This window comes from Sphaerothrix gracilis Ecp01, from assembly GCF_030405905.1.
GTDB lineage: Bacteria > Cyanobacteriota > Cyanobacteriia > Phormidesmidales > Phormidesmidaceae > Sphaerothrix > Sphaerothrix gracilis.
In genome coordinates this window covers 12,312-35,486 of record NZ_JASATW010000010.1, presented here as the reverse complement: position 1 = coordinate 35,486, position 23,175 = coordinate 12,312, and the positions used below count along the sequence as shown (strand labels likewise).

Genomic DNA, 23,175 nt, shown 5'->3' with positions numbered 1-23,175 from the left:
ATTATAGACTGGATAAGCTGAACAGAATGTCGCAGTTTAACAGAAAGCTATGAGTACGGTCTTGATTGTAGATGACAGCTCAACCCTAAGAGAAATGATTTCAGGTCTTCTGATCAAGGCTGGTATGACGGTCATTGAGGCGAAAGACGGGGTTGAAGCGAAGGCAAAAATTCAGGCTAGTCCCCCTGACCTGGTGGTTTTGGACATTGTCATGCCTAACATGAACGGCTATGAGCTGTGTCGCTGGGTAAAGAATAATGCGGGTACCGAAGATGTTCCAGTTGTAATTTGCTCCTCTAAAGGCGAAGAACACGATCGCTACTGGGGTATGAAACAGGGAGCCGATGCCTATATTGCAAAACCGTTTCGTCCAGCGGAAATGGTCGAAACGGTGAAGCAGCTTTTGCGCAGTCGCGGCTAGGGTAGGCTGGGCACTGCCCGCCTCATAAGTTTTCCGATGTTAGCTAGGGTAGGGCGGGCACTGCCCGCCTCACCCAGGATTTTCGTGTCAGCTTTTCCTCTAAATCAGGGCCAACAGCCTCCTAGCGGCCAATGCCCAGATAGCGGAATCCAGCCTCTTCAATGATGGCCTGCTCTAGGAAGTTACGACCGTCAATCAGGATTGCAGAGTGCATAGACTCGGCCATCTTGACGTAGTTGAGATTCTTAAACTGCTTCCAGTCAGTCACCAACACCAGCGCATCGCAGCCATCGGCGAGGAGTTCCGGGTCAGTTTCTACAATGACGCCCGTTAGCCCATCGCGCATACCGCTTTGAGAAATAATCGGGTCGTAGGCTTTAACCTTAGCCCCTAGACGATTTAGCTCCTCAATTAATTTCAGAGAGGGAGCATCGCGCATGTCATCCGTATCAGGCTTGAAGGTGAGACCGAGCAGGCCCACGGTTTTACCCTTGAGAATCTTGAGAACCTGCTGCAGCTTCTCAAGCGTAATTATCCGCTGGCGCTGATTGACATTGATAGTCGCCTTGAGCAGCTCTGCTTCATAACCATAGTCGTCTGCGGTATGAACTAGAGCAGAGACATCTTTCGGGAAGCAGGAACCGCCCCAGCCTAGGCCAGCCTGGAGGAACTTATTGCCGATGCGAGAGTCAAGACCGATGCCCTTAGCCACCTGTACCACATCTGCACCCACGCGATCGCAGATGTTGGCAACCTCATTGATGAAGCTAATCTTAGTAGCCAGGAAAGCGTTGGAGGCATACTTTACCATCTCCGCCGAGCTGAGATCAGTCACCACCACCGGAACTGGCGGCAGAGACTTATCTTCAGCAAGCTGGCGCTCTACGATGGGAGTATACAGCTCTTTCATCATGGCGATCGCTTTGCCGCTGTTGCTACCTAGAACGATGCGATCGGGATTGAACGTATCATAAACCGCAGAACCCTCGCGCAGAAATTCGGGGTTGCTGACAACATCAAAGTTCGCATCTACTACCGGCGGTGCCTCAACCGGAGCACCAGCCCCGACTAAGGCTTTCTTACGCTCGGAAATCCCGTCGAGGACAATCATGCGGACCCAGTCACCAGAGCCAATGGGAACAGTGGACTTGTTGACAATGACCTTGTAGCCGCCATTGAGATGCTCACCAATGCTGCGAGCCACCGCTTCTACATAGCGCGTGTCGCTTTCGCCCGTCGGTAGAGCGGGGGTGCCAACGGCAATAAACAGAATCTCGCCGTGGCTCACGCCGGCGGCGATGTCGGCGGTAAAGGTGAGCGTACCCGCCTGCATGGAAGACTTCATCAGATCAGACAGGCCCGGCTCATAGATAGGCGACTGCCCAGACTGCATGAGCTTGACTTTTTCTTCGTTATTATCGACGCAGATAACGCTGTGGCCAGCATGGGCTAGGCAAACGCCTGTCACTAGGCCGACATATCCGGTTCCAATTACACAAACACGCATAGGGCTGAATCCTCTTCAATGAATTAGGGCTATTAGCTTTAGGAAAACTCTTATCAGTCAAACGGTGGGGAAAGGGTTACTTCAAACACGTTACGCCGTTGCAAAAACTCTTCGTTGGGCAACGATGCCTCTCAAAGCAGCAATAGGGGATGCTTTGTAGGTTTGAGCAGGGCAGTTAAACCGAAGTGGCCGCGATCGCTTTTTCTGTCATTAACCGCTCTTTAAAATCACGAATGGTTAACTCCAGTCCTTGATTGAGCGGAATAGTTGGCTCCCAGTCCAGCCAGGTCTTGGCCCGCTTGATGTCAGGCTGGCGGCGGCGGGGATCGTCTTGGGGCAGTGGCTCAAACTTCAGCTCCGCATCTGGATTAATCATGCTCTGAACGGTTTGAGCTAACTCTAAGATCGTGTATTCATCAGGATTGCCCAAGTTGATCGGGCCGACATGCTCCCTATTCATCAGGCTCATCAAGCCTGCCACAAGGTCAGAAACATAGCAGAAGCTACGGGTCTGAGAGCCTTCGCCATAGACTGTGAGCGGCTTGCCCTGAAGCGCCTGCACGATAAAGTTACTCACAACGCGACCGTCGTTTTCTAACATGCGGGGGCCGTAGGTGTTGAAGATACGAGCTACTCTGATATCGACATCATTTTGACGGTGATAGTCAAAAGCTAGGGTTTCTGCCACCCGCTTGCCTTCGTCATAGCAGCTCCGAATCCCAATGGTGTTGACGTTGCCCCGGTACTCCTCCGGCTGAGGATGGACTTCTGGATCCCCGTACACTTCTGAAGTAGACGCCAGTAGAAATCTGGCCTTGACGCGCTTAGCTAGACCCAACATGTTGAGTGTTCCCATCACGTTGGTTTTGATCGTTTTGACTGGATTGTACTGATAGTGAACCGGCGAGGCTGGACAAGCTAGATGATAAATCTGCTCGACTTCTAAGCGAATAGGTTCAGTAATATCATGGCGAATCAGTTCAAAATTAGGATTGTTAAACCAGCGGAGAATATTGCGCTTATGGCCGGTATAAAAATTATCTAAGCAAATAACTTCATGACCTGCTTCCATCAGCCGATCAATGAGATGGGAGCCAATGAAACCAGCGCCACCCGTAACTAAGATTCTCATATCGTTAACAAGTTGAGGAACATTGGGAGCTAAACCTACACCAGCTAACTCAGTGTTTTCTTTAAGCCAAAGCGTCTAAGCTATGTAGCTTGCAAGCAATCTAACAGAGGATTTGGAGCTAAGCGAAACAACCCTGCGTGGGTTCACTAAAACTTCAACGCTCTCTAAAGGAATACCCAAAAAACACGGTTTTTCATCAGAGATTGAGAATATTGGGAGTACCTGCTCTAATTTGTCTGGGCCAGGAAGGCTTTGCTCAAAATCAATTTTGGCCTATTCTCTGCGATTTGGCGTCAATAGGACGACCAGCGCTCGCTTAAGTCTGTAGATTAGGCAGCAGAAACTTTTGGGCGCGGTATCTGTATCAGGTTGTTTGGGCATTTGTGCAAGTTTTTATCAGCTAAGTTTCGGACTCCTCTATGCTCTCGGATGCAGTTGGAGCAGTGAGAGCTTGCCAAAGTCCCCGAATGATCCAGACAAATACCGCTAAGAACAATATCAGCAGTAAAGGCGCTAAACCGGCAAAGGGCGCAAGTACGCTTAGCAGCAGCAGCCCGAAGACAAAAATTTTCAAATTGGGGCGATCCATCAGTTTAGAAGATAGTGAACATCACTCCTAAAGTAAAAGACTCCCTTTGCTTCCATCCTCTAGCGATCGAGACATTTTGTTTTGGCTCAGAGTCCGCTAACCCAGTTACAGTTCATCTTGTAAAGACTGGACTATATTGACGAAAATGCTCCCACACGAGGTTCTATGTTAGTCACCCAACAGCCAGTTCTGCGCCGTTTCTGGTACCCAATTTTGCCGATGGAACAACTGCTCAAGACCCCAGCTTCCTTCACGCTGCTGGGCGAAAAGCTGGTGGTATGGCGAGATCAGGCCGGACAACCGGCAGTGCTGCGCGATCGCTGCTGTCACCGCTCTGCTCAGCTCTCCCTCGGTCAGATCAAGGACGGTAGTATTCGCTGCCCCTACCACGGCTGGGCCTTTGACGCAGCAGGAACCTGTGTGCATGTGCCGCAGCTACCGACAGACGGCGCTATTTCGGCGAGCTATCAAGTCAAAGCCTATTCTTGCGTGGAGCGCTACGGGTATATTTGGGTTTGTCTGGCAGACGAGCCGCTGCAGGAGATTCCGGAGATTCCGGAAGCTAGTGAGGCAGACTTTCGTCTGATTCACGAGTTTTACGAACCTTGGGAGTGTGCTGGCCTGCGGGTGATGGAGAACGAGATGGATATGGCTCACCCTGCCTATGTGCATCCCACTACCTTTGGCAGCGAAGCCTACCCCACTCCAGATGAAATGGAGCTGAAGGAAACTGAATGGGGCATCAACTATCGCAGCGTTCTCAAGGTGGTCAATCCTGACTTGCAAAAACAAAACCTAAAAATGGCTCAGGATCAAACCGTAAGGACAATGACAATGCGCTGGTTTATGCCCTTCACTGTGAAGCTGCGGATTGACTATCCCAACGGGCTGTCTCATGTGATTGTTAACACGATGACGCCTATCAGTGATGGAACCTCTCAGATGGTGCAGTTTTGCTTACGCAATGATACCGAAGCCGAGGTGAAGGCAAACGATGTGATTGCTTTCGATCGCGCCGTGACTTTAGAAGATAAGCGGATTTTAGAGACAACTGACTACGACGTGCCGCTGTCTTTGGGCCACGAGCAGCACATGGCTACCGACAAACCCGGCATTTTGATGCGCAAGAAAATGGCGGCTCTGCTCAAAGCTCACGGAGAATCAGAACAGACTCGGCATCGCAGCCGTGAAGCAGCCTTTCCAACTATGCAGCTAGTTTAGAGGCGTCATGACGGGAAAATTGACTACCCACATTCTCGATACGGCTCATGGCTGTCCGGCTGCTGGACTCAAGATTGCCCTGTGGCAGATTGCCCCTGATTCAGAGACGCGATCGCTGCTGAAAACCGCCGTGACTAATGCTGACGGCCGCACTGATGTTCCCCTACTAGCAGACGCTGAGTTCCAGGTGGGCATTTATGAAATTGTCTTTGCTGTCGGTGCTTATTTTGGGCAGCGGGTTAGGGATCTGCCCGACCCGCCTTTTTTGGATCAAATTCCAATCCGCTTTGCGATCGCCGATACCAGCGCTCACTACCACGTGCCGCTGCTGGCTTCTCCTTGGGCTTACAGCACCTATCGCGGCAGCTAGGAAGACTCCAGTCCCGCATCTTTGATAAGATCAAAGGCTTGCAACTGAAGTTAGCTCAATCTGGCTGAAAGGAGAATCCCCCAATGGCTCGCATGTATTACGACAACGATGCCAATTTAGACCTGCTCAATGGTAAAACCGTTGCCATCATCGGCTATGGCTCTCAGGGCCATGCCCATGCTCTAAACCTCAAGGATAGCGGCGTCAACGTGATTGTTGGCCTCTATGAGGGCAGCAAGTCCGTAGCTAAAGCCGAAGGTGAAGGACTAACGGTGAAACCTGTAGCAGAAGCGGCGAAGGCGGCTGACTGGGTGATGATTTTGCTGCCGGATGAGGTGCAAAAAACAGTCTATAAGCAAGACATTGAGCCAAATCTAACCGAAGGCAACGTGCTGCTGTTTGCCCACGGCTTCAATATTCACTTTGGTCAGGTTGTTCCCCCATCTAATGTAGACGTGGTGATGGTGGCTCCCAAAGGGCCAGGGCACCTGGTACGCCGCACCTACGAGCAAGGCCAAGGAGTTCCCTGTTTGTTTGCCGTGTATCAAAATGCGTCTGGGCAAGCTCGCGATCGCGCTATGGCCTACGCCAAGGGCATTGGCGGCACCCGCGCCGGTATTCTTGAAACTACCTTCCGGGAAGAAACTGAAACCGACCTGTTTGGCGAGCAGGTGGTGCTTTGCGGTGGCCTGAGTGAGCTGATTAAGTCCGGCTTTGAAACTCTAGTTGAGGCAGGCTATCAGCCAGAGCTAGCTTATTTTGAGTGCCTGCACGAAGTGAAGCTAATTGTGGATCTGATTGTTGAAGGGGGACTGGCGAATATGCGCGACAGTATCTCCAACACAGCAGAGTATGGCGACTACAGCCGTGGCCCCCGCATCATCACTGATGAAACTCGTAAGGAAATGAAGCAAATCCTGCGGGAAATTCAGACTGGGCAGTTTGCCAAAGAGTTTGTGCTGGAAAATCTAGCAGGCAAAGCAGGCTTCACCGCCATTCGCCGCCGCGAGGCTGAGCACCCGATTGAAGAAGTGGGTAAGGACTTGCGGGCAATGTTTAGCTGGCTGAAAAAAGTTTAGAGCGCTGCTAGTCTCAAATCTGTGAATTGAGGCTGATACGGGGAAGCGGAGACAGGGGGGAACATGGCGATCGCTCATAAACAGGGCTTCTCCCTGTCTTCGCATCCTTGGGCGTTTTTGACTTTGGCACACTGCCTGGCATTAAGCCCCAGGCTTAATGCAAACTCTGAAAATGGACACAACTGGACTCGAACCAGTGACCCCTACGATGTCAACGTAGTGCTCTAACCAACTGAGCTATGCGTCCAAGCGGATATTTAGATTAGCATAGGCAGGAGAGCCTAAGCAATCCTTCTTTACAGACATTATCTGGTTAGGATAGAAAAAACCTCAAGCATCTCTATGGACTGGCAAGCGGTTGCAGGCAACTGGATTTTAGTACCTCCTAGACCTAAAGCGCTGATTCATTTTCTGGGGGGAGCCTTTGTGGCAGCAGCCCCTCATCTGACCTACCGCTGGCTGCTAGAGAACCTGGGACGGCAGGGATACGCAATCGTCGCCACCCCGTTTGTCAATACCTTTGACCATAAGGCGATCGCTCAGGAAGTTCTCACCACCTTCGACCAGGGACTACACTATCTGCAAAAAAGAGTCCTCACCCAGGGCTACCTGCCGATTTATGGTCTAGGGCACAGCATGGGCTGCAAAGTTCATTTGCTAATTAACAGCCTCTATGAGGTGGAGCGGGCCGGCAATATCTTGGTTTCGTTCAATAACTATCCGGCGCGGCGAGCGATTCCGCTGCTGGAGCAGATGGTTAGCTTTGCCCCTGCCTTCAGTATGGAATTTATTCCCTCTCCTGAGGAAACGTTGCAGCTGGCCTATCAGCACTACGGCGTGCGGCGCAATTTGCTGATCAAATTCCGCCGGGATGATATTGACCAAACGCGATCGCTCTCAGATGTCCTTATCCAGAGATTTCCAGAGCTAACCACGGTACAGATCTTGCCCGGTACTCATACAACGCCCATCGCCCAGGATGTTGCCTGGGAACCAGGCGCTAGTTTTAGTCCCTTAGACGCGATCGGCCAGTTTATGAAGCAGGAGTTTTACCGCGACCTGAATCAGCTTCAGCGAACTATGCTGCAGTGGCTAGATCCGTTGGCCCCGGTTTAGGCCAGGTTGCCCCATGTCCTGTCGCTTATAGTGCAGGCTGGCTTCATTGCGACAAAAAATAGGGAACGGGATGCAAGCAGAATCGCTCAGACTTCTCGTTCCCCCAGGTTTCCCTGCAGTTGTTTATTTCTGGATGGCTGGAACTCATTCAGGCTCTGCCCTGAATACTCGTAATATTCGTAACTGGCAGTGATGGGCGATCGCCCTTGCCTAAAAGTTCTCTAAAATTCGCTGCACAATCTGCATCCCGGTCACAGCCTGCCAGCCAAACAGACCGACTAGGACTACATTTAGCGTGATGTGGGTATAGCGAGCAGCATCATTGCCCTTCTGCATCAGCGGCACTAGCGAAGCGGAAGTTGCAATCAGTCCGGTCATGCCTAGACCCGCCAGCAGATGGGGGCCAAAAAACAGCTTGCCGTTGTTGATGTAGGTAACGGCCATCCCGCCTAAGGAACCAATCACCATGAAAGCCAGCAAGGCAGAACCAATTTTGTGGTGCCGGGTACCGTACTTACCCTGGGCTAGCTCTTTTCGCTTCTCTTTGTCTTCAGTCGTGCGAATGCGACGTGCCTGAATTCCGAGATATAGCGCATACAGGGTGAGCGCTAGCAGACCCCACATAATGATCGGGTGAATAAAATTTAGCCAAGGTTTAATTGGTTCTAAAGCCTCTAGGTTCATAGTCTTTTGCTGAGTTGTTCTTCACAAAAGTTAGCATAAATTTTCACTATCTGAGAGAGCTAAGATGATAAAACCAGCTTCTCTGACAAGGGCAAATGTCAGGGAATAAGCCAACACTACAATTCAATTTTTGCGCTTGAGCAAATTCAAAACTGTTCAGCATATTCGCTAATTACCCAAAATTCGCGTTAAGCCCTCACTCATCATGAAACTGCGCTGGAAATGGCTGTCACTAGTCTTAGCGGGCCTGCTTGCAACCTCGAACATTGGCCTGCTGGGAGAACTGGTTTGGGCGCAATCGCCTCTAGCTCAGGCCCCGGAGGAAAGCGATCGCGGTGAAGCATCTTCTCCAGAGGAATTTCCGCCTTTACCTGATGCACCGGAAGAAGGGGAAGCGCCTGCCGAACCGGATGCCAGCTTAGAGACGCCAGTTCCAGAGGACAACTCGGAGGCTGAAGGCACCGATTCAGCCGGCAGCGATGAATCGGCCACAGACGCACCGACCGAAGCGATTGGAGATGAAGCGGTCTCAGATGAAGCGGTTCAGCCTAGTCCAGAAGAGTTAGCACGCCAGCAGTTGCTGATAGAAGCCGATCGGCTCTTCCTAGCCGGCGATCGCGCTGCGGCAGTCCAGCTCTATCGACAGGCAAAGGAACCTCTGCCAGAGGGAGAAGCCACGTTGGAACTGCCGGAGCCAGTCCTGTCGGCTGACAATCTTTCACCAGCCGCAGCGGTTTATTGGCGTGAGGCTGAGGCGGGGACTGAATTAGGGCTAGAAACCCGGATACTAGTCCCGCTACAGCTCCTGGTTGAACAGTACCCAGAGTTTATTCCCGGTCATATTCGCTACGCTCAAGCTTTGATTGAATACGATCGCTCAGAGGAAGCGATCGCAGTGATGTCAGCCGCCGCCACTCGCTATCCAGCCCAGCCCGACTTGCTGATGGCTCAGGTTGAAGTGCTGATGCATGCTGAGCAGTGGATTGAAGCCTCGATCGCGGCCCGACAGTTTGCAGTGCTCAATCCCCGCCATCCAGAGCACGATGCCATGCTAGAACTGGCAAACACCAATCTGGATCGGTTCCGCCGAGAGCTGCGGCAGGACCTGCAGGGCAACGTCATTGGCAACATTGTCACGGGAGCACTAGGCTATGCGCTGACGGGCGGGCTGTTTGGCCCTTTCTCGGCCTTAGACTCGACGCTGCTGCTGCTGCGGGGTGAGAGCGGTATGGGCGATCGCATTGCTGAGCAGGCGCGGGAGCAGCTCCCCGTTGTCACTGATCCAGAAGTCACGGCTTACATCAATGGTCTGGGTCAGCGGCTAGCCCGCGTCGCTGGACGAGATGAGTTTGACTATGAGTTCTACGTGGTTTTAGACGAGCGGCTGAATGCCTTCGCTCTGCCAGGGGGCAAAATTTTTATCAATGCCGGTGCCATCCTCAAAACCGAATCCGCGGCTGAGCTGGCCGGGCTGCTAGCGCATGAAATTTCTCATGCTGTGCTCTCCCACGGATTTCAGCTAGCCACCGAAGGCAATCTTGCCGCCAGTCTGGCCCAATACATACCCGTACCAGCCGCCGCCAACATTGCCACTGGGCTGGTAGTAACGGGCTATTCCCGGCAGATGGAGCGGCAGGCAGACGTGATGGGCACGCAGATTCTAGCAGCCAGTGGTTACGCGGCAGATGGCCTGTATCGCCTGATGATGACGCTCGACCAGGAAGCTGGGGAACGGGCTGGTCTAAGCTGGTTTGCGACGCACCCTCGCACAGATGACCGAGTGCTGTATTTAGCTGAACTGGTGGAGACTGGTGGCTACGAGCGCTTTGCCTACGAAGGGGTAGAACCCCACTTGGAAATTCAGCAGCGAGTTACCACCCTTTTGAAGGAATATGAGCTGCAGGAGCGCTTAGAAGAAGCTCAATAGTCAACCCAGACTGTTGCAATTCTTAAACTAGGCAACGAGATTTAAGGGCTTTGGGGTTGATACACTAAGGGTCATGATTGGGGATGCTGTCTGGGCTGACCCACCTATTTAATCAAACCTCGTAAAGACTGCAGGCTCAAAGGCTCTTTAGCTGCGATCGCCCGCTACAGGCGCAACCCTCATAAGCAAGTATTAAAGGACTCATGGTAGATTCCCTCAAAAAACCTGATTTTCAAGAAATCCGGCCAGGCGTCAAAGCACCTGCTCAAGACACTATCTTGACGCCGCGCTTTTATACCACTGACTTTGAGGAAATGGCAGAGATGGATATCTCTGTCAATGAAGGGGAGCTGAAAGCCATCCTGGAAGAGTTTCAGGCTGACTACAATCGCCACCATTTTGTGCGTGATGAGCAGTTCAATCAGTCCTGGGAGCATATTGATGGCGAAACCCGCAAGCTGTTCGTTGAATTTTTAGAGCGCTCCTGTACGGCTGAATTTTCCGGTTTCTTACTTTACAAAGAGCTAGGACGCCGTCTCAAGGGCAAAAGCCCGGTACTGGCGGAGTGCTTTTCGTTGATGTCGCGGGATGAGGCTCGGCACGCAGGCTTTCTCAATAAAGCCATGTCGGACTTCAATCTCCAGCTTGATCTCGGCTTTTTGACCAAGAGCAAAAAGTATACCTTCTTCAAACCCAAGTTCATTTTCTACGCCACCTATCTCTCTGAGAAGATTGGCTACTGGCGCTACATCACCATCTATCGCCACCTAGAGTCTCACCCCGAAAACCAGATTTACCCTATCTTCCGCTTCTTTGAGAACTGGTGCCAGGATGAGAATCGTCACGGCGACTTTTTTGCGGCGCTGATGAAGGCCCAGCCTTCTATTCTCAACGACTGGAAAGCGAAGCTGTGGTGTCGCTTCTTCTTGCTGTCAGTCTTTGTGACTATGTATCTGAATGACCTGCAGCGCAGTGATTTCTACAAGTCGATTGGCCTGAACGCTAGAGACTACGACATTCACGTAATCCGTAAGACCAACGAGTCTGCCGGACGGGTATTCCCGGTGATCCTCAATGTTGACCATCCCCAATTCGTGGCGCTGATGGATGAAGCTGCTGCTAGCAACGCTAAGCTCAGCGCCATTGGCAGTTCCACTCAGCCCAAGTTAATCAAGCTGCTGCGGCGACTACCCCATATTGCAGCCATTGGGGCCAAGGTAGTGCGGCTTTATCTGATGAAGCCAATCGATGTCACTTCTCTACGGGCAATGGTGCGTTAATCACACCAGCCCAAATTTTCACCCCCTTCAGGGCGGCTCTGAACGTCAGAGCCGCTTTTCTTTGGAACTCAATCAATTACAAAGCTAATTTTGTATTTGCCCTGGGAGCAAAGATAGGCCAAATGCTGTCAGCTTAACAGGGGTGACGCTGCGACACAGGCCAATAGTCGCGACAAACGGCATCACAGCTTTCCATAGCAAATCATCAAATTACCGGCATGAAGTTTGATTTAATTCCAACCGCCCGGCAGCTTACCGCAGCGGTCAGAGGAACCCATGTGAGGCCGTTGATGGGGCTGTGTTGTGGCTGTCTGGTGGGAGTGGGGGGGGCGTGGCAATTGCCTGCGATCGCTCAGTCTGAAACCAATACCGAAAATGCCGTAGACCGCGTTGAGATTGCGCCAGCAGTACTGGAAGATAGTCCGGTTTTGCAGCGCTGGATAGAAGCGGTCCCAGATCTGCTCTCAGACATGCAGCATGATCCTAGCTTTCGCACTCGGCTCAGGATCGGCTATGCCAATTTTCCCTCCAGCAATCAGGCCAGCGGCATTCATGTTGGCATAGAGGATGTCTTTATTGGTCAAACCAGACTCACTCTCAGCGGCGATTATCAGTCAGACCTTGAGGGCGATCGCCAATCCTATGGCGGTGATTTACGCTATTACGTTTTGCCGCTGGGAGAATACATCAACGTTGCACCTATCGTGGGCTATCGCTCTTTAGCTACCAACCGCTATGAGGTTGACGGTCTCAACCTAGGTGTGCGCCTGCAGGTAGTGCCCTCACGGACTGGGGCTGCTGATGTTTCGCTGACACAGACCTGGGTGGCTCCTTACAGCGAGGAAGAAGTGGGACTCACCACGCTGTCATTTGGCTATGCCCTTACCCCCCAATGGCGGCTGTCAACCGACATTCAGTTGCAAAACTCAAAACAGCGGCAGGACAGTCGAGTCGGCGTAGTCGCCGAATGGATGCTTTAGATGTGATGGGGTCGGAAATTTGTGCTAATTTTAAACCTGAGCTGACCTGATGGGTCAGGCGATATGCTTATGGTTAAAAATTGGTCATAGGTGGTGTTGCTATCTCCCATAGCAGAGCAGCTGAAGTTTTAATTTTGTAGTAGCTTACTATTTTTGCTGAATAGGCTGTAGACGCAAAGACATCAGAACGATATGACTCAGGTTGTAGTTGGTGAAAACGAAGGAATTGAATCCGCACTGCGTCGTTTCAAGCGGCAGGTTTCCAAAGCAGGCATTTTCTCAGAAGTTAAGCGGCGGCGGCATTTTGAAACGCCCCAGGAAAAGCGCAAACGTAAGGCAGTTGCTCGCCGGAAAAAGCGTTTTCGGTAGGCTAGCCGTTTGCTAAACCTCTTTAACTGCGATCGCGCCGATGTAGCTTTACTGGCTGAGGTGCGATCGCAGTTGCTTTAAAGCCTTCAGCTGACAGAGAGAGCGCTATAGCAAGAGTTCAGCCCTCTTTTTTTGGACTGAGAATCTGGTGGTTGTGGTGGATTTTGGCAAAAACCCTAGCTAGAGACTGAGAAAAAGATCCTCTTCCCACTATTATCTTGAGGGAGGCACTGGCTGCCATCATCGATGCGAGACCGAGAGTTGTCGCTCAAAAAATGCTTGGGAAGAGGATCTCAATGTCTATTCGCACAGTTTCTACACAACCCTACTCTGATCAAAAGCCGGGGACATCTGGGCTGCGGAAGCAGGTTCCTGCGTTTCAGCAGGAGAATTACTTAGAGAATTTTATTCAGTCTATCTTCGATAGCTTAGAAAGCCTGCAGGGCGAAACCCTGGTGCTTGGCGGAGATGGACGCTACTACAACCGTCCGGCTATTCAAATTATTCTTAAGATGGCAGCGGCCAACGGCTTAGGCCGGGTAATGGTTGGGCAGGGCGGCATCCTTTCTACCCCTGCCGCCTCCTGCGTCATCCGCAAACACAAGGCTCTAGGCGGTATCATCCTGTCGGCCAGCCATAACCCCGGTGGCCCAGAGGGAGACTTCGGCGTCAAGTACAACACCGAAAATGGTGGCCCAGCCCCGGAGAAAGTAACGCAAGCGATTTTTGAGCGCAGCCAGTCCATTGACAGCTACAAAATTCTAGAGGCAGACGATCTCGATCTCGATCACATTGGTTCAACCCAGCTTGGCTCAATGAAAGTAGATGTGATCGATTCCGTGGCAGACTACGCCTCGCTGATGGAATCAATCTTTGATTTTAATCAGATTCAGCAGTTTGTTACCTCCGGCCAGTTTCGCTTGTGCATGGACTCGCTCCACGCCGTGACTGGACCCTACGCCAAAGCGATTTTGGAGCGCCGTCTAAATGCGCCTTCCGGTACCGTGCAGAATGGCGAACCGCTAGAGGACTTTGGCGGCGGACACCCTGACCCTAATTTGGTCTACGCCCATGACTTAGTTGAAACTATGTTTGGCGACAAAGCGCCTGATTTTGGGGCAGCTTCCGATGGAGATGGCGATCGCAACATGATCTTGGGCAATCACTTTTTTGTGACTCCCAGCGATAGTCTGGCCGTTTTGGCTGCCAACGCTAAGCTGGTTCCTGGCTATCGCTCAGGATTAGCGGGTGTAGCCCGCTCTATGCCCACGAGTCAGGCGGTCGATCGCGTGGCGGAAGATCTAGGTATTGACTGCTACGAAACTCCGACCGGCTGGAAGTTTTTTGGCAATCTGCTGGACGCGGGTAAAGCAACGCTGTGCGGTGAGGAGAGCTTTGGTACAGGTTCTGACCACGTGCGCGAAAAAGACGGTCTGTGGGCGGTTTTGTTCTGGCTAAATATTTTAGCGGCGCGTCAGCAGTCAGTGGAGGATATTGTCAAAGAACACTGGCAAACCTACGGGCGCAACTACTACTCACGGCATGACTATGAAGAAGTGGCTGCAGAACCTGCCAATCAGCTCATGGCAAATTTGCGCAGCGCCGTCAAAGAAATGAAAGGTCAGCAGATGGGCAACTATCGGGTCGCCTATGCCGACGATTTCAGCTACCGCGATCCGGTGGATCACAGCGTTAGCGAAAAGCAGGGAATTCGGATTGGCTTCACGGATGGTTCGCGTATTGTCTTTCGCCTATCTGGCACGGGCACAAAAGGAGCTACTCTACGGGTCTATTTAGAAAGCTATGAGCCAGATCCTGCCAAACACGATATTGATACCCAAGCAGCTTTGGCACCCCTGATTCAGCTTGCAGATGAAATTGCTCAGATTCAGTCACTGACAGGGCGCGATCAGCCTACCGTTATCACCTAACAGCGGTATCAAGGAGATAGTAAGCGAGGTTGTGCAGGTGACATAACCTCGTTTTTTCAGATATAGGCTGCCGGGCAATCATTCTTTAGAACGATGGTGGAGCTACCCGTGGCTGATATTATCCGCACTGTATGTAAAGATTTACGGAATGAAAAAATATCGCTGTACCCTTTGCGGATACATTTACAATCCAGAACAGGGAGATCCTGACTCAGGTATTGAGCCGGGAACTGCCTTTGAAGATATTGCCGATGATTGGGTCTGTCCTCAATGCGGTGCTACTAAGTCTCAGTTTGAACCCGTTGATGCCGAATAGCAGAGCCTAAGAATTGCGATCGCTAACCGCATTTAAGGAGAAATGGGAGTGATTAATAAACAGCCTCATCGGTCTAAAAAATCTGGCTCAAACAGGTTTTTGAATATTATCAACTTCCTGGCGATCGCCACAACTGTTGCTCTGTTGGGTGGCTTTACTATTTACTTTATAATTACCAGTTTTTTAAACGACATAGGCTCAGGCATACGCAGCTTGGCTGCAACTTCTCTGCCTATTATTGTTCTAACCTATATTGGTAAGTATAGTCAGCTTTTTCGCTCACAGCACCGCGTTCCTTTATTCAATATATTTTTTGTTTATGCAGTTTGGCTAATCATTCTCATGCTTGTGGTCAGGCTGCTTTCGCAAGAAGCTTTTCCGATTGGCGAGCTTTTATTTTCCAGCACATTGGCCACTATCTTTTGGCGAGACGATAGCAAGTCGTTTCGAGGAATTCTATCCTGTAGCTATGGAGTTTTAGTCGGCTTTTTAGTCTACATAATTTTCTTATTTCCCTTCGTTTAACGCCAGCCCTTTTATGCCTGAATTTATTACGCTGTCAGATCAGCTACCGCCCGTAGCTCCCTACTCTCATGCTGTTAAAGCGGGCGATTTTCTCTTTGTTACCGGACAGCTCGCTGAAGATCCTGCCACGGGGAAAGTGATTAAAGGCCCGATTGTGGAGCAAACTCATCGGGTGATGGAAAATCTACAGATAGTCTTGGCGAAAGCGGGAACAGATCTAACTCAGGTAGTTATGGCTCGCATTTTTATTACTGATTTTCGCTACTATGAAGCCGTCAATCAGGTCTATGCTTCTTACTTTACGCCGGGACGCTTTCCTGGACGTACCACGGTTGGCGTTCTCGGCCTTGCAGACTTTGGCGATGTGGAAATTGATCTGATTGCCTATTGTGGCAAGGAATAAATAAGGTACCCGCGCGGGTGATGCCGCCCCTATCCAAAACTTGCCATGCTGTGAACGAGTTCGGGACGTAACGTAGTCTGAACTTTTCTTTATCAACAAGTTTTCTATAGGAGCATACTCTATGAGTCGTCACGGCATGACGCCCCTGCGTGCGGGTTGTATTCCTCCCTCTCCTTTTTACCAAGATGGCGGCAAATTTGGCCGAATTTTTTCTTCTCTCGCGCCTCTAATCTCAGAGCACGAAGCCTTAGTTAACCTAGGTAAAATCGGCGGGCCAATGGATGAAGGCACTGGGGATGACGCTGCAGGTGAAAGTAGAACGATTCCGGCAGGCTTTACTTTCCTCGGTCAGTTTATCGACCACGATATTACCTTAGATACCACCTCTAGCCTAGAGCGGCAAAATGATCCGACGGCTATTCGTAACTTTCGGACACCTGTTTTAGAGCTTGACAATGTCTATGGTTCCGGCCCTGAAGCCAGTCCTTATCTCTATGACCAAGAAAATCCGGCCAAACTGCTGATCGGCACTGCGTCCAATCCCAGCTACGATCTGCCGCGTAACCGCCAAAATCGGGCACTGATTGGCGATCCCCGCAACGACGAAAACTTAGTTGTTTCTCAACTGCATTTAGCTTTTCTCAAGTTCCACAACGCTGTAGTCGATCATCTTAAGCAGCGAGGAATAGGAGGCGCTGATCTGTTTCATGAGGCCCAGCAAACTGTCCGCTGGCACTATCAGTGGATTGTACTGCATGAGTATCTGCCTCTCATTGTGGGTCAGCCGTTGCTGGACAATATTCAGGATCAGGGACGTCAGTTTTATCAGTTTGGCCAAGAACCCTTTATTCCGGTTGAGTTCTCAGTAGCTGCATTTCGCTTGGGTCATAGCCAGGTGCGCAATAGCTTTCAAATTAACGATCAGGTCAGCGCTAAGCTATTTGACCTCAGTTTTTTCAATGGCGTACCTGTTGGCAAGGCCGTTGACTGGCGCAATTTCTTTAAAATTGATCGTAAGCGTCCGCCTCAGTTCAGCAAAAAACTGGATGCCAAAATTGCTTCTATTTTGCTGAAGCTGCCTTTCATTCCGCCCTCAGAAGAAGCTTCGCTAGCGACCCGCAATCTTCTGCGAGGCCAGTCTTTCAGCTTGCCTTCGGGTCAAGCAGTAACTTGCGCAATGGGTTTGGAACCGTTAAGCGATGAGCAACTGGAGATTGCGCCTCTGGGTTTTGCGGCAGCGCCCCTCTGGTATTACATCTTGAAGGAGGCGGAAATTTTAGGGAAGGGTGAAACGCTCGGCCCGGTGGGAGGTCGCCTAGTTGCGGAAGTCTTCTTAGGGCTGCTAGAAGGTGACTATCTCTCTTATCAAAACGTGCATCCCTGCTGGAAGCCAACCCTACCGGCAGCCGTACCCGGTACCTTTACGATGGCTGACCTGCTCCGATTTGCAGGCGTTGCGGAGGGGGCTTCAGCCGATCAAGACGGGGATGATGATGAGAGAGATGAAGGCAGTGATGACGACGATGATGAGGATTAAAGCAACGCTTTAGTAGTCGCGGCTCAGCGAATGCTTGAAAAGAGTTGAATATTCTTCCTGTTGAAAATTATGCGAAGAAAGCTTTGAGCTATTCTTCGCATTTTTTTAGGGCGATCGCCCTGTTGAAGTCTTGACGGGGGCTAATCATCTAGCGATCGCTCTTCCCAATCTTCGAGGCTGCCAGTCGTCTCTGTTAGGTCTAAATAGAGATCTTGCAGGGCTTGGTTTTGGCTCCGCCGAGAACGGCGACGATATTTTTTAGCCTGCAGCTTAGGTTCTGCTTGAAGACCTGATTCCGTCGTCTTGAATTTGACCGTGGATTCGCGATCAGACTGCTGCTCTAGCAGCACTTGCTGGGCGATCGCTTCCTCTAGCATTGTCAAATAGTAGTTGTAGCGTTCCCAATCCCCTCGCACCGCACAGCCCGGTTCATCCCGGTGCAGGCAGTTGTTGAACTGACAGTCGCTTTGCTGCAGCCGCCGCCGAATCTCTGGAAACAGCCAGGATAGCTGCTGCGGTTGGCAGATAACATCAGGTTGATTGAATCCTGGCGTGTCGGCAATGAATCCGCCCGTAGGTAGCTCAAAAAGTTCGACATGCCGTGTGGTGTGGCGACCGCGCCCTAACTTACCTGATACCTGACTGGTTCGTAAATCGAGCTGGGGCACAAGCTGATTGATCAGGCTGGACTTACCTACGCCGGAGGGGCCTGAAACAATCGTAATTTTATCTCGCAGCCGCATTTGTAGAGCAGGCAGAGCAGCGCCTTGCTGGACGCTGAGCGAAATGGACTGATAGCCCCACCCTTGCAGGCGATCGCACCAAGCTTGCTGAACGCTAGCCGATACCAAATCGCGCTTATTGAGGCAGACAGAAACAGCCATGTCGGTTGACTCAGCTTTTACCAAAAAGCGGCTGAGCTGATAGGGATCTGGTTCTGGTTCAGCCAGCGCAAAGACCAATAAAATTTGGTTAGCATTGGCGACCGGCGGGCGATCCAGGAAAGTCTGTCGGGGTTGTACCTCAGCGATCGCGCCGCGCTCCCCTTCCCAGTCGGGTTCTTCTATCCGAACCCGATCGCCCACAATCACCCGCTGACCCATTTTCTTCAGCCGCGATCGCCGCGTACAAAGGAGCTGCGTTACGGCTGGAGGTGCTGGCTGAGCCGCTACATCACTAGCCGCTCGATCAAGCTTGATAAAATAAAAATTTGCCTGAACGGCTAAAACGGTGCCCCAAAGCGTGCTTTCAGGGCTGTTGGCGGCTAATTCGGCTGGGGGTGGCTGCTTAAGTGGCTCCACAGAACTAAGGCTTGCGAACCTGGACGACAAAATAGTCATCACGTGGCTGCAACTGTTCCACTGCGTAGCCTGCCATCGTCAGGCTGTCGGGGACTTGTTCGATCGGTTCTCCTGCATCCAGCCAAACTTCCAGCAGCGTACCGGCGGCCATCTGCTCTAGCTTGAGCTTGGTGCGTACGAAGTTGAGTGGGCAGGGAGTACCTCGCAGATCAAGCTGATCGTCAGCCGAACGCATGGAGTTTTGAGGTGTTGAAAAAGACGGGTTCATCCGCGAAACAGCCCTCCCAAAAAGCCACCGCCTTTGCCGATGCGATCGCCTCTTACCTCTGCCAGCTGTTCTAATAGCTCTCGCTCTTCTGGCTTGAGCTTAGTAGGAATTTCAAGCAGTACCGTCAGCAGGTGATCGCCTCGGCTAACAGGATTGCCAAGACGCGGCACGCCGTGGTTTTCTAACTTCAACACCGTATTGGGCTGAGTCCCTGCCGGAATCTGAACCTCAACAGGGCCGTCCACCGTATCCACATCCAGCCGACAGCCTAAGATCGCCTGCAGGTAGCTAACTTTGAGATCGGAGAGGACATTGATACCGTCACGCCTAAACTCTGGATGCTCGTTGACAAACAAATAGACATAGAGATCCCCAGGCGGGCCGTTGCGGCGTCCAGCATCTCCTTCTCCAGAGACTCGTAGCCGAGTACCATTATCGACGCCTGCCGGCACAGTAATCTTAAGCTTCTTCGCTTCCTGCTTTTGACCGCTGCCGCCACAGACCTCACATTTCTCCTCGACCATTTCTCCCGTACCGTTACAGGTCGGGCAGGCAGACACCTGTGTAAAGCTACCAAATGGGGTACGAGTAGCGCGTCTGACCTGTCCAGCACCGTTGCAGGTAGAGCAGGTGCGAGGGCGGGTGCCTGGCTTGGCACCGGAACCGCTGCAGTTAGAACAAGTTTCTAAGTGGCTGATCTTAATCTCTTTCTCGCCACCAAAAATTGCCTCTTCAAAATCCAGCTTCAGATCCAACCGTAAATCATCACCCCGCACCGGGCCGCGCCGCCGCGCCCCTTGCCCGGTACCACCGGCAAAACCGCTGAAAAAGCTTTCAAAAATGTCGGCAAAGCCGCCCATATCTGAAAAGTCTTGATAGCCAGCCGCACCGGCACCGCTGACGCCTGCTTCACCAAAGCGATCGTAGCGGGCGCGGGTTTCTGGCTCAGAAAGCACCTCGTAGGCCCGGTTGATTTCCTTGAAGCGCTCTTCGGCCCCCTCTTCTTTGTTGACATCGGGGTGATACTTACGAGCTAGGCGCCGATAGGCGCGCTTTAGCTCATCTGAATCGGCATTGCGGGCGACGCCAAGGATTTCATAGTAGTCACGAGCCATAAAGCGCTGCTGAAGATTTTAAACTTGGATATACTTAAACATTCTAAAGACAGATGTGAGTGTGTAGCCATTAAGTTTCACCTAAAATCTTAACGACTAAGATTCTTCAATGGGTTCATAGTCAGCCGCCACCGTAGGCTGATCGTCAAAAGCGAGTTCGTCCATATCAGCGATCGCGGTATCTTCTTCAAACTCAGGAGAACTGATAGTTTCATCAATTCCGCCCTGATCTACCTCCTGATACGTTTGCTCAACTTCAGACTCGTTGGCTTGCTGGTACAGGGCAGCGCCAATCGTGAACAACGTTTGCTGCAGCGCATCTAACTTGAGCTTGAACTCATCTGGCGTAATAGCGCGATCGCTCATAGCGGCTCTCAGCTCGCCAGCTTTCTCGGTAGCCTCTGCTTTGGTTTCTTCAGCAATAATGTCAGCATTATCTCGCAGCGTTGCTTCATAGCTGTAGAACAAATTGTCGGCCTGGTTTTTCAGCTCAGCCAGCAGCTTACGCTGTGTGTCTTCATCCGCGAAGACTTCTGCCTCCTGCCGCATTCTATCAACCTCGTCAGGATTAAGCCCTCCTGTGCTGGTAATACGAATGCTCTGCTCCCGCCCAGTTCCCTTGTCGCGCGCAGCCACCTGCAAAATACCGTCAGCATCAATCTCAAAAGAGACTTCAATCTGCGGGACGCCCCGGGGTGCGGGGGGAATTCCCGTTAGCTGAAACTTACCTAAGCTCTTATTATCTTTGGCCATTGCCCGCTCTCCTTGGAGAACGTGAACTTCAACCGAAGTTTGACCATCAGTAGCCGTTGAAAAAACCTGAGTTTTACTGGTTGGGATGGTTGTATTGCGTTCAATCACCTTTGTGAACACCTCGCCCAGAGTCTCAATGCCAAGAGACAGCGGCGTTACATCCAGCAGCAGCAGATCTTTAACTTCACCGCCTAAGACACCTGCTTGAATAGCCGCTCCCAAAGCGACCGCTTCATCAGGATTGACCGATCTATCGGGCGCTTTGCCATTAAAATACTGACCGATGGCATCTTGTACAGCCGGGATACGGGTTGAACCGCCAACTAAGATAATGCGGTCAATCTCATCCGGTGACAGCCCGGAATCGTTTAAAGCCTGTTTGACCGGCTCTAGGGTGGCCTCTACTAGTGGGCGAGCCAGTTCCTCAAACTGAGAGCGAGATAGCTCCATTTCCAAGTGCTTCGGCCCTGACTCATCTGCCGTAATGAAAGGCAAGTTGATGGGCGTCGTCAGCATATTAGATAGCTCAATTTTAGCCTTCTCTGCGGCTTCACGCAGTCGCTGTAGGGCCATGCGATCGGCAGACAAATCAATGCTCTCTTGCTCTCGAAACTTTTCGATCATCCAGGTGACAATGCAGTCATCGAAGTCGTCACCGCCTAGATGGTTATTGCCCGATGTGGCCTTAACTTCAAAAACGCCGTCGCCTAGCTGCAAGATGGAAACATCGAAGGTACCGCCGCCCAGGTCAAAAACTAAAACAACCTGATCTTGATCTTGCTTGTCTAGGCCGTAAGACAGGGAAGCGGCTGTCGGCTCATTGATAATTCGCAGCACTTCTAAACCAGCAATCGTCCCGGCATCTTTCGTTGCCTGACGCTGGGCGTCTGTGAAATAGGCGGGAACCGTAATAACGGCCTGTGTGACTTCCTCACCTAGATAAGCCTCGGCATCTCGCTTGAGCTTCTGCAGGATCATCGCTGAGACTTCTTGGGGCGTGTAGTTTGTGCCTCTGATGGTGACATCAACAGTACTATCCCGTCCTTTCACGCACACGTAGGGAACCCGGGAACGCTCCCCTTCGGTATCGCTCCAGCGACGGCCAATAAAGCGTTTGATGCTATAAACCGTATTTTCGGCGTTGGTAACCGCTTGCCGCTTAGCCAACTGACCTACCAAGCGCTCGCCTGCCTTGCCAAAACCGACAATACTGGGCGTTGTTCGGCCCCCTTCGGTGTTGGTAATAACAGATGGTTTACCGCCTTCTAAAACGGCTACGCAGCTATTCGTTGTGCCCAGGTCGATGCCAATTACTTTTCCCATAGCTTGTCGCTAACTTTGCAGTGAAAAACAGGTGAGATACCGCTAATCAAACTTAGCCCATATGCCAGGGAAAGGAAAAATCATTATCTGAAAACAGATCCATATATACAATTGCCTCTTAAATCTAAAGTGTTAGCGACGACAGAAGCCGCAAGCTGACAGAGACTGAGCTTTGCCCTAGAATGTCAGGCTATTCACACCAGATTGAGACAAGTCTAAGCTACAGTCCCCAATCACCGCTAATCACTCGAAACTATTCAGCTTCATCACCTGAATTGTCTTCAGAGGCTGCCGCAACCTCAGCGGGAGCAGCTACTTTCACCATGGCATGTCGTAAAACGCGATCGCCTAAAATATACCCCCTAACCAGCTCTTCTATAACAGTATCCTCAGGATACTCTGCGGTTGGCTCTCGCATGACTGCCTCGTGCAGGTTGGGATCAAACTCCTGCCCTTCAGCTCGCATGGGTGAAACACCAACCCGCTTCAAGCACTCGACTAGCTGTTTATAAACGCTCTGATAGCTTTTATGAATAGCCATCTCTGAGTCTGATTGCGGCTTGATTTGAGACCTAGCTCGCTCAAAGTTGTCCACAACGGGCAGCAATTCACCAATGGTGGAACATTTGACTTGCACCTCATTCTCTTCCCGCTGCTTGCCTGTGCGCTTGCGGAAATTCTCAAAATCAGCCGCGATTCTCATATACTGGCTGGTTCTATCTTCTAGCTGAGCCTTTAGCTCGGCAACTTGCCGTTCTAGAGCAGTAACTTGTTCAGCAGCAGATGAACTCGACCCGGTATCAGCTTCGTCATTTTGAGTAGAGCTAGCTGCTGTCTCATCGCTCGCGGCAGGCGACTGAAAATTCTTTTCAAAATCAAACTCTACAGCGCCATCTTCCTCTTTCAGCTCTTCGACATCGGCAGCGCCCGAAGTGGCCTCTGGAGAATTGTCCATTTGATTAGCTTCGTCAATCATTACACTCGCGATCCGGCTTTCAACAAAAAACTAAATATAGATATCAATCAAC

Annotated in this window: 22 protein-coding genes and 1 tRNA gene; 14 read left to right on the top strand and 9 right to left on the bottom strand. The window is 51.3% G+C overall.

Translation table 11 applies throughout. The annotated features are described in order from the left end of the window. Positions 1 to 49: 49 nt before the first annotated feature. A complete protein-coding gene (locus QJQ48_RS12560; RefSeq protein ID WP_346291580.1) occupies positions 50 to 421 on the top strand; it encodes a response regulator transcription factor in 372 nt (123 codons plus the stop codon). Positions 422 to 542: 121 nt separating this feature from the next. Here the strand turns inward: QJQ48_RS12560 and QJQ48_RS12555 are convergent, their stop codons facing one another. Together QJQ48_RS12555 and QJQ48_RS12550 are read right to left on the bottom strand one after the other, a co-directional pair. Next, positions 543 to 1,928, bottom strand: coding sequence for a UDP-glucose dehydrogenase family protein (locus QJQ48_RS12555; protein WP_346291579.1), 1,386 nt, complete (start codon positions 1,926 to 1,928; stop codon positions 543 to 545). 175 nt (positions 1,929 to 2,103) lie between these two features. After that, positions 2,104 to 3,060 (bottom strand): UDP-glucuronic acid decarboxylase family protein, encoded by a 957-nt coding sequence (locus tag QJQ48_RS12550; RefSeq protein WP_346291578.1) that lies wholly within the window; start codon positions 3,058 to 3,060, stop codon positions 2,104 to 2,106. 754 nt (positions 3,061 to 3,814) lie between these two features. On the opposite strand from QJQ48_RS12550, the gene QJQ48_RS12545 reads away from it, so the two are divergent. The 3 genes from QJQ48_RS12545 to ilvC all read left to right on the top strand — a co-directional run bounded on the left by QJQ48_RS12545 (position 3,815) and on the right by ilvC (position 6,319). Continuing rightward, positions 3,815 to 4,870 (top strand): aromatic ring-hydroxylating dioxygenase subunit alpha, encoded by a 1,056-nt coding sequence (locus QJQ48_RS12545; protein WP_346291577.1) that lies wholly within the window; start codon positions 3,815 to 3,817, stop codon positions 4,868 to 4,870. Between the two features lie 7 nt (positions 4,871 to 4,877). Next, the gene (uraH, locus tag QJQ48_RS12540; protein ID WP_346291576.1) at positions 4,878 to 5,240 is read left to right on the top strand and encodes a hydroxyisourate hydrolase; all 363 of its coding nucleotides are present in this window, start codon (positions 4,878 to 4,880) and stop codon (positions 5,238 to 5,240) included. A gap of 83 nt (positions 5,241 to 5,323) precedes the next feature. Continuing rightward, positions 5,324 to 6,319, top strand: coding sequence for a ketol-acid reductoisomerase (gene ilvC, locus QJQ48_RS12535; protein ID WP_346291575.1), 996 nt, complete (start codon positions 5,324 to 5,326; stop codon positions 6,317 to 6,319). Positions 6,320 to 6,492: 173 nt separating this feature from the next. Here ilvC and QJQ48_RS12530 read toward each other — a convergent pair. After that, positions 6,493 to 6,566: transfer RNA gene (locus QJQ48_RS12530), tRNA-Val, on the bottom strand. A 95-nt stretch (positions 6,567 to 6,661) separates the two neighbouring features. Between QJQ48_RS12530 and QJQ48_RS12525 the strand changes: the two genes are divergently transcribed. Then, a complete protein-coding gene (locus tag QJQ48_RS12525) occupies positions 6,662 to 7,435 on the top strand; it encodes a DUF1350 family protein (RefSeq protein ID WP_346291574.1) in 774 nt (257 codons plus the stop codon). Between the two features lie 210 nt (positions 7,436 to 7,645). On the opposite strand, the gene QJQ48_RS12520 is transcribed toward QJQ48_RS12525, so the two are convergent. Next, the gene (locus QJQ48_RS12520) at positions 7,646 to 8,119 is read right to left on the bottom strand and encodes a DUF4079 domain-containing protein (protein WP_346291573.1); all 474 of its coding nucleotides are present in this window, start codon (positions 8,117 to 8,119) and stop codon (positions 7,646 to 7,648) included. A gap of 205 nt (positions 8,120 to 8,324) precedes the next feature. On the opposite strand from QJQ48_RS12520, the gene QJQ48_RS12515 reads away from it, so the two are divergent. The 9 genes from QJQ48_RS12515 (at position 8,325) to QJQ48_RS12475 (ending at position 17,387) form a co-directional block, all read left to right on the top strand. After that, a complete protein-coding gene (locus tag QJQ48_RS12515; RefSeq protein WP_346291572.1) occupies positions 8,325 to 10,046 on the top strand; it encodes a M48 family metalloprotease in 1,722 nt (573 codons plus the stop codon). Between the two features lie 203 nt (positions 10,047 to 10,249). Then, positions 10,250 to 11,326 (top strand): magnesium-protoporphyrin IX monomethyl ester (oxidative) cyclase, encoded by a 1,077-nt coding sequence (gene acsF / locus QJQ48_RS12510; protein WP_346291571.1) that lies wholly within the window; start codon positions 10,250 to 10,252, stop codon positions 11,324 to 11,326. A 218-nt stretch (positions 11,327 to 11,544) separates the two neighbouring features. Beyond that, entirely contained in the window at positions 11,545 to 12,306 is a 762-nt protein-coding gene (locus QJQ48_RS12505) for a hypothetical protein (protein ID WP_346291570.1), read from the top strand. Between the two features lie 192 nt (positions 12,307 to 12,498). Continuing rightward, on the top strand, positions 12,499 to 12,675 hold the full coding sequence (gene rpsU / locus QJQ48_RS12500; protein ID WP_272064374.1) for a 30S ribosomal protein S21: 177 nt from the start codon (positions 12,499 to 12,501) through the stop codon (positions 12,673 to 12,675). A gap of 296 nt (positions 12,676 to 12,971) precedes the next feature. Beyond that, the gene (locus tag QJQ48_RS12495; RefSeq protein ID WP_346291569.1) at positions 12,972 to 14,606 is read left to right on the top strand and encodes an alpha-D-glucose phosphate-specific phosphoglucomutase; all 1,635 of its coding nucleotides are present in this window, start codon (positions 12,972 to 12,974) and stop codon (positions 14,604 to 14,606) included. A gap of 148 nt (positions 14,607 to 14,754) precedes the next feature. Further along, positions 14,755 to 14,922, top strand: a complete 168-nt coding sequence (rd, locus tag QJQ48_RS12490; protein ID WP_346291568.1) for a rubredoxin — start codon at positions 14,755 to 14,757, stop codon at positions 14,920 to 14,922. Positions 14,923 to 14,964: 42 nt separating this feature from the next. After that, a complete protein-coding gene (locus QJQ48_RS12485; protein WP_346291567.1) occupies positions 14,965 to 15,447 on the top strand; it encodes a hypothetical protein in 483 nt (160 codons plus the stop codon). Positions 15,448 to 15,460: 13 nt separating this feature from the next. Then, the gene (locus QJQ48_RS12480; protein WP_346291566.1) at positions 15,461 to 15,850 is read left to right on the top strand and encodes a RidA family protein; all 390 of its coding nucleotides are present in this window, start codon (positions 15,461 to 15,463) and stop codon (positions 15,848 to 15,850) included. Positions 15,851 to 15,971: 121 nt separating this feature from the next. Beyond that, positions 15,972 to 17,387 (top strand): peroxidase family protein, encoded by a 1,416-nt coding sequence (locus QJQ48_RS12475; RefSeq protein ID WP_346291565.1) that lies wholly within the window; start codon positions 15,972 to 15,974, stop codon positions 17,385 to 17,387. Positions 17,388 to 17,527: 140 nt separating this feature from the next. Here the strand turns inward: QJQ48_RS12475 and rsgA are convergent, their stop codons facing one another. The 5 genes from rsgA to grpE form a co-directional block, all read right to left on the bottom strand. Beyond that, on the bottom strand, positions 17,528 to 18,688 hold the full coding sequence (rsgA, locus tag QJQ48_RS12470) for a small ribosomal subunit biogenesis GTPase RsgA (protein ID WP_346291564.1): 1,161 nt from the start codon (positions 18,686 to 18,688) through the stop codon (positions 17,528 to 17,530). Positions 18,689 to 18,692: 4 nt separating this feature from the next. Then, entirely contained in the window at positions 18,693 to 18,923 is a 231-nt protein-coding gene (locus QJQ48_RS12465) for a sulfurtransferase TusA family protein (protein WP_346291563.1), read from the bottom strand. A gap of 29 nt (positions 18,924 to 18,952) precedes the next feature. Next, complete coding sequence (gene dnaJ / locus QJQ48_RS12460) at positions 18,953 to 20,071, bottom strand: molecular chaperone DnaJ (RefSeq protein ID WP_346291562.1); 1,119 nt, start codon at positions 20,069 to 20,071, stop codon at positions 18,953 to 18,955. A gap of 96 nt (positions 20,072 to 20,167) precedes the next feature. Next, complete coding sequence (gene dnaK / locus QJQ48_RS12455) at positions 20,168 to 22,147, bottom strand: molecular chaperone DnaK (RefSeq protein WP_346291561.1); 1,980 nt, start codon at positions 22,145 to 22,147, stop codon at positions 20,168 to 20,170. A 253-nt stretch (positions 22,148 to 22,400) separates the two neighbouring features. Further along, complete coding sequence (gene grpE / locus QJQ48_RS12450) at positions 22,401 to 23,123, bottom strand: nucleotide exchange factor GrpE (RefSeq protein ID WP_346291560.1); 723 nt, start codon at positions 23,121 to 23,123, stop codon at positions 22,401 to 22,403. Positions 23,124 to 23,175 lie beyond the last annotated feature (52 nt).

Coding starts and splice junctions, on each gene's coding strand:
- QJQ48_RS12515 (WP_346291572.1), top strand. CDS start 8,325: ATGAAACTGCGCTGGAAATGGCTGTCACTAGTCTTAGCGGGCCTGCTT.
- dnaJ (WP_346291562.1), bottom strand. CDS start 20,071: ATGGCTCGTGACTACTATGAAATCCTTGGCGTCGCCCGCAATGCCGAT.
- uraH (WP_346291576.1), top strand. CDS start 4,878: ATGACGGGAAAATTGACTACCCACATTCTCGATACGGCTCATGGCTGT.
- QJQ48_RS12560 (WP_346291580.1), top strand. CDS start 50: ATGAGTACGGTCTTGATTGTAGATGACAGCTCAACCCTAAGAGAAATG.
- QJQ48_RS12555 (WP_346291579.1), bottom strand. CDS start 1,928: ATGCGTGTTTGTGTAATTGGAACCGGATATGTCGGCCTAGTGACAGGC.
- QJQ48_RS12475 (WP_346291565.1), top strand. CDS start 15,972: ATGAGTCGTCACGGCATGACGCCCCTGCGTGCGGGTTGTATTCCTCCC.
- QJQ48_RS12525 (WP_346291574.1), top strand. CDS start 6,662: ATGGACTGGCAAGCGGTTGCAGGCAACTGGATTTTAGTACCTCCTAGA.
- QJQ48_RS12485 (WP_346291567.1), top strand. CDS start 14,965: ATGGGAGTGATTAATAAACAGCCTCATCGGTCTAAAAAATCTGGCTCA.
- QJQ48_RS12550 (WP_346291578.1), bottom strand. CDS start 3,060: ATGAGAATCTTAGTTACGGGTGGCGCTGGTTTCATTGGCTCCCATCTC.
- QJQ48_RS12480 (WP_346291566.1), top strand. CDS start 15,461: ATGCCTGAATTTATTACGCTGTCAGATCAGCTACCGCCCGTAGCTCCC.
- QJQ48_RS12495 (WP_346291569.1), top strand. CDS start 12,972: ATGTCTATTCGCACAGTTTCTACACAACCCTACTCTGATCAAAAGCCG.
- QJQ48_RS12505 (WP_346291570.1), top strand. CDS start 11,545: ATGAAGTTTGATTTAATTCCAACCGCCCGGCAGCTTACCGCAGCGGTC.
- QJQ48_RS12545 (WP_346291577.1), top strand. CDS start 3,815: ATGTTAGTCACCCAACAGCCAGTTCTGCGCCGTTTCTGGTACCCAATT.
- QJQ48_RS12465 (WP_346291563.1), bottom strand. CDS start 18,923: ATGCGTTCGGCTGACGATCAGCTTGATCTGCGAGGTACTCCCTGCCCA.
- rd (WP_346291568.1), top strand. CDS start 14,755: ATGAAAAAATATCGCTGTACCCTTTGCGGATACATTTACAATCCAGAA.
- acsF (WP_346291571.1), top strand. CDS start 10,250: ATGGTAGATTCCCTCAAAAAACCTGATTTTCAAGAAATCCGGCCAGGC.
- ilvC (WP_346291575.1), top strand. CDS start 5,324: ATGGCTCGCATGTATTACGACAACGATGCCAATTTAGACCTGCTCAAT.
- grpE (WP_346291560.1), bottom strand. CDS start 23,123: ATGATTGACGAAGCTAATCAAATGGACAATTCTCCAGAGGCCACTTCG.
- rpsU (WP_272064374.1), top strand. CDS start 12,499: ATGACTCAGGTTGTAGTTGGTGAAAACGAAGGAATTGAATCCGCACTG.
- QJQ48_RS12520 (WP_346291573.1), bottom strand. CDS start 8,119: ATGAACCTAGAGGCTTTAGAACCAATTAAACCTTGGCTAAATTTTATT.
- dnaK (WP_346291561.1), bottom strand. CDS start 22,147: ATGGGAAAAGTAATTGGCATCGACCTGGGCACAACGAATAGCTGCGTA.